Genomic DNA, 5,389 nt, shown 5'->3' with positions numbered 1-5,389 from the left:
AGCGAGAATAGCCAGGTCGCCGTGCTTCTTACCAGCGTTTGCGGAGGTGACGGGGCCGGTCCGGATGAGCGGACCGATGCCATGGGGCTGGAATCATCGCAGGCGTGATGCGAGATGGTTGGACGGGACGGTTGTGGGCGGCGCCGCATTGTCGAACCTGAGGGGAATAGACCGGCCAGCTGGGTCAACTAGCTTCGGGTTCCTGGACGGGCGAGGGTCGCAGTGGGAACAAGAAGCTCCGCTGTCTGCAAGTGGCGGATTCGTCAGGAAGTTCTGGGCCTCCGCCGACCCGGATCACCCGGACAATCAAAAGATAGGTATGCAGATGTTGAAGGTCCCGAAAAGCCGGCATTATCAACAGCGCTCATCGCACCATGTCACGGTGGATGAACGCCTTGTCCGATCTAGTGAAACAGGTAGCCAAACAGGACGGAGTCGAGCAGTTCGCTGCGTAGCGGGCGCGTGTGCTGTGGAAGCCCGCGCAACACAACGGATTCGGCGCAGTTTGGCGTTCAGGGAGGGCACGGGGCTTTAGCCAACGTCAGCGCAAGCGAATGCGCCTCGGCAGCCGCAGGAACGCTGAGGAGGGCTCAATCCTGCATCTGATGCAATAATCACGGTTCTACTGGTAACCCTGCATATTCGATTTCGCCGTATTCCTGCTCATGCGGTCGCCGTGGAACCGTGAGCGGCGCTGACGGGGCAGTGCGGTCGATGTTGCGATACCGGCCGGCCGCGCCCTAGGGGTGATGCGCGAGACCGCTCGTTTGCTGGCGGCTGAACGACTCCGCGCCCCGATGAGGCTGGCGTTATGCGGGTGGCACGCCCTTCTAGACAACATCCTCGCGACGGAAGAGCCGTGCTGCGGTCACCATATTGCTGAAGTAAGCGCTCAGCTTCGCGCCGCCTGATGCAATTCGCGATGCGCTCGGCGATTCCGAGGAGCCCGAGACTGTCCCGTGAGTGCGATGCGCTGGTCTAGGGGTCCCGGCGAGTCCCCTTAGCACAAGCTAGCGACGTTCGCCCCAAACACGCCATTGAACAGTCATTGCTTTACCCTGTGCGGGGTGCGCGCCGAGGTGCAGCCTCCTTGGCTGACGCCTTCTTAGCCGTCGCCTCAGCTGGCTTGCCTTTGGCTGGGTGACGCGCCTTGCTGGCAGCTTTCGCCGCGCGGACACCGGCCACCTCGTCGCCACCAGCGTCGGCTTTGGCCTTCGGGGGGGCCGCTATTACGTCCAGGTACGCGGCGACGTGTTTACCGATCGATTCGATCTGACCGAACAGGTCTGACTGCGCAATAAGACTACGTAGCTCATTTTTGTTCACATATTCAATCGTGTGGCCACCGCCAAGATTAACTTCGGCGCTAGGAAGCGCGCGCCCGGCCCCAGTCCAGCTTTCATCCCATTCTGTTGGAGCGACGGTAGGCAACCACCATGCGTCAGTCATCGAAAGCCGCCCAGGATACCCCTGGCTTAGCCGTGGGGGGGAATGGGCGGTATGTTCCGTTGGTTCTCGACATGCCGTTCGGCCTCCAATGTTTTGTCGGTAGCACTCGATTGACGGCAAGCCCGTCGCAGCAATTCATGGGTTGCTTTACTCCGTCCGCCATACCGGCCTACGACCCCGCCTACGCCGTGCTGCCCGGCGGGTCATCGCCGGATTCCGTTAAAATTTGTAGTCAAATTGTAGTCACGGAGGCGCTGTCGAGGCCAAGCTCGTGCCAGTAATCCCCCGGCGGGGGCGCGGCACCATCCACCAGACCGGGATCTATTCGGCCCAGCTCATCGGCTTCCGCCCCACAACACGAACGGATTCATCTGATGAATCAGCAACGCCGCGTTCGCATAGTGAGAGGGACACCGCGAAACTGGTTGCCAGAGACACGAATCCACCTCATCGAAATTATCGGTACTCCCGTAGCATTGAAATCAACTGCAGCACAACGCAAGAGGGAATACGCGGTATTTTACTGGTAACACTCCATATTCGATTCCGTCGTATTCGTTCGTGCAGGGGCGGTGGGCAGTGAGGGCACGGATTTGGTGGCAGCATTCGTCAGTGCGTCGGCTCAGTTCATCGAAGTCGCTGCCCAGTCCACAGTTAGTATTACGGTCGGTCCTGATGTTTCCGCGACACCGAATGCCTCACCTAGCATGGATTTCCGCCGAAAGTCCATGAGCAGCCCCGGTGCTTGGGACACTAGTTGGCGATCATGTCACGATTCCTGCCAGGAGGGTCGCTGTGTTGGTCGTTCCGATGACTAAGGACTTTCTTGATCACGTTATCGAAACCATAAAATTGTGCGACTACGACGCGCTAGTGATTGTGCTGGCGCGGACTGCAGATGCAGAAACACTGCATAACGACCTGACACAAAGATGGTCGAGTCTGCACGACGTGTCACGATCTCTGCTTGCGCTGCTGTGTCCGGATCCTGCCTGGCTAGATCGCGATCGTGCCTGGGGGGCCGGGGCTGCTTGATACCGCGCCCGCCAACAGCGCCGTTGTATACGATACCCCGTAGGGTATATTCGGGACAGATCCTTTGCTCCCTGGCAGCGAAGGTCACCTATCACCGGGTCGAACGGCCCTGTCTAGGCCCAAGGCGCAGGCGCGAAGCTACTAGCGACAAGGACGAGGCTGCGAGTGAGGAAAACTCAATGTTGACTTTTCTCAACCGGGCTTGGGTGCCGCTCATCGTCGTGGTGGCGGTTGCCCTCGGCGGTGTCGCCGTCAGTCGGCTCCGCGCCGTTTTCGGCTCTGACGCGATCTTTACCGCGACCGGCAGCAGCGCCGAACCACTCGAGCCCTCCCATGTCAAGCAGGTGACATACGAGGTTTATGGGCCCGGCGACACCGCGGGGAGCGTTAGCTACTTGGATAAGAGCGCCCAGCCGGAACAGGCGAACTTCACGAGCCTGCCCTGGATCTTTACGATCGCGACGACGGTGCCGGCCGTAATCGCCAACGTGGTGGCACAAGGCAATAGCGACAACATCGGGTGCCGGATCACGGTCGACGGTGTGGTCAAGGACGAGCAATCCTCGGCCGGGCACCACGCCCAAACTTCCTGCTTGGTGAAGGCCGCATGAACACCCATAGCGCGGGTAACCAAGCCCGCCCGAAATTCATGCGGTTCGTCCGCAGGTTCGCCGTGCCGATACTCATTGCGTGGCTGCTGCTGACCGTAGCCTTGAACGTGCTTGTGCCGCCGATCGAGTCGGTCGCGCGAAACCACGCGGTCACCATGTCGCCGCAGGATGCGCCGGCGATGATCGCCGCCAAGCGCATCGGCGCAACGTTCCACGAGTCGGACTCCGACAGCATCGCGATGATTGTTCTGGAGAGCGATCAACAACTCGGCGATGAGGCGCACCGATATTACGACGGCTTGGTGAAAAAGCTGCAGGCCGACCCCCAACACGTGCAGCATGTTCAGAACGTGTGGGGAGATCCGCTCACGGCCGCCGGCGTGCAGAGCCGGGACGGCAAAGCCGCGTACGTCCAACTCAATCTGGCCGGCAACCAGGGCAGCACTCTGGGCAACCAGTCCGTCGACGCGGTGCGGAGGATCGTCGACAAGTCAGAGCCCCCCAAAGGGCTCAAGGTCTACGTCACCGGTCCGGCACCGCTGTCGACGGACATGAACGAAGCCGCCGATAAAAGCATGTTCAAGATGATGGGCGTGACCGGTGTGGTCATCATGATCATGCTGTTCATCGCCTACCGTTCCATCAGCACGGTGCTTCTGGTTCTCGTCATGGTCGGTTTCGAGATGGGTACGGCCAGAGGGCTGGTCGCGCTTCTCGGCAGCAACGAATTGTTGGGCTTCTCGACGTTCGTCGTCGCCATGCTGTCCTCATTGGCGATCGCGGCGGGAACCGATTACGCGATCTTTCTCATCGGTCGGTACCAGGAGGCCCGTCAGGCCGGACAGGATCGAGAAACGGCCTGGTACACGATGTTCCGCGGGACCTTTCACATCATCTTGGGCTCGGGTTTGACGATCGCCGGAGCTACCTTCTGCCTGCACTTGGCGCGGTTGTCGTATTTCAAGGCGCTGGGCATTCCGTCCGCCTTGGGGTTGCTCGTCGTCGTCGCGGGGGCGATGACCGCGGCGCCGGCCGTTGTCGCCGTGGCGACCCGGTTTGGCTTGCTCGACCCCAGACGGATGATCAAGACGCGCGGGTGGCGGCGCATCGGCACCGCTACCGTGCGCTGGCCCGGTCCGGTGTTTGCGGCCTCGCTGGCCATCGCCGTCGTCGGCATCCTCATCATGCCGAGCATGAAGATCAGCTACAACGATCGCTTCTACATACCCCGCAACTTGCCATCGAATGTCGGATACACGGCCGCAGAGCGCCACTTCACCGCCGCCACCATGAATCCCGATATCCTCATGATCGAGAGTGATCACGACATGCGGAACAGCGGCAATATGATCATCCTCGACAGGATTGCCAAAGACATTTTTCGATCGCCGGGAATCGCCATGGTACAAAGCATCACCCGGCCATTGGGCGGCCCGATCGAGCACACCTCAATACCGTTCCAGATCAGCGCCCAAGCGATCCCGATCCGAGAAAACCTTCGATTCATGAAGGACCGGACAGCCGACATGCTCAAGATGAGCGACGATCTCGGCGCAATGATCGGCTCGATGGAGCGCATGCAGGACTTGATGGGGCAGATGAGCAGCACGACTCATCACATGGTCGGCGACATGCACGATATGCACTCAACTCTGGACGAGATGAGAGACCACCTGGCGGACTTCGACGATTTCGCGAGACCGTTCCGCAGCTATTTGTACTGGGAACAACACTGTTACGACATCCCTGCCTGCTGGGCGGCCAGGTCGGTGTTCGAGGCGATCGACGGTGTGGACAAGTTCAGCGAGAACATGAGCACGCTGATCAAAGACATGAACAACGTCGACGCGATCTTGCCGCAGATGCTCGGCCAGTTCCCGCCAATCATCGCCGTCGCAACGTCCATGCAGGGGACCCTGCTCACGATGCACAGCAGCTTCTCGGGTCTGGTCACGCAAATGGCCCAGATGACCGATACGGCAAGCACTATGGGCCAGGCCTTCGACGCCGCCAGGAGCGGCGACTACTTCTACCTGCCGCCGGAAGCGTTCCAAAATCCCGATTTTCAACGCGGTCTGAAACTTTTCCTGTCGCCGGACGGCAAGGCCGCGCGGTTCATCATCACCCACGACGCGGACCCGGCGACTGCGGCCGGCATTTCCGCCGTCAAGCCGGAGCTCAATGCCGCGCATCAAGCGGTCAAGGGAACGGCACTCACCGATGCCAGGTTCTACCTCGCCGGAACGGCGGCGATATACCGCGATATCCAGTCGGGCTCCCAATACGACTTGCTG

General features: G+C 60.4%; 3 protein-coding genes. All 3 read left to right on the top strand.

What is annotated here, in order from left to right; all coding sequences use genetic code 11:
• Positions 1 to 1,140: 1,140 nt before the first annotated feature.
• A complete protein-coding gene (locus tag VKI00_RS33300; RefSeq protein WP_324447560.1) occupies positions 1,141 to 1,290 on the top strand; it encodes a hypothetical protein in 150 nt (49 codons plus the stop codon).
• Positions 1,291 to 2,663: 1,373 nt separating this feature from the next.
• A complete protein-coding gene (locus VKI00_RS33295; protein WP_324447559.1) occupies positions 2,664 to 3,095 on the top strand; it encodes an MmpS family transport accessory protein in 432 nt (143 codons plus the stop codon).
• Positions 3,092 to 5,389: RND family transporter (locus VKI00_RS33290; RefSeq protein ID WP_324447558.1), on the top strand; the 2,298-nt coding region annotated here is incomplete at its 3' end. The genes VKI00_RS33295 and VKI00_RS33290, both read left to right, overlap by 4 nt.

This window comes from Mycobacterium sp. (assembly GCF_035314665.1).
Lineage (GTDB): Bacteria > Actinomycetota > Actinomycetes > Mycobacteriales > Mycobacteriaceae > Mycobacterium.
The sequence above is the reverse complement of the archived record's forward strand: the minus strand, read 5'-3'. Positions and strand labels throughout refer to the sequence as shown.

Bases quoted from the DNA above. Each gene is read 5' to 3' on its own strand.
- VKI00_RS33295 (WP_324447559.1), top strand. From the start codon at position 2,664: ATGTTGACTTTTCTCAACCGGGCTTGGGTGCCGCTCATCGTCGTGGTG.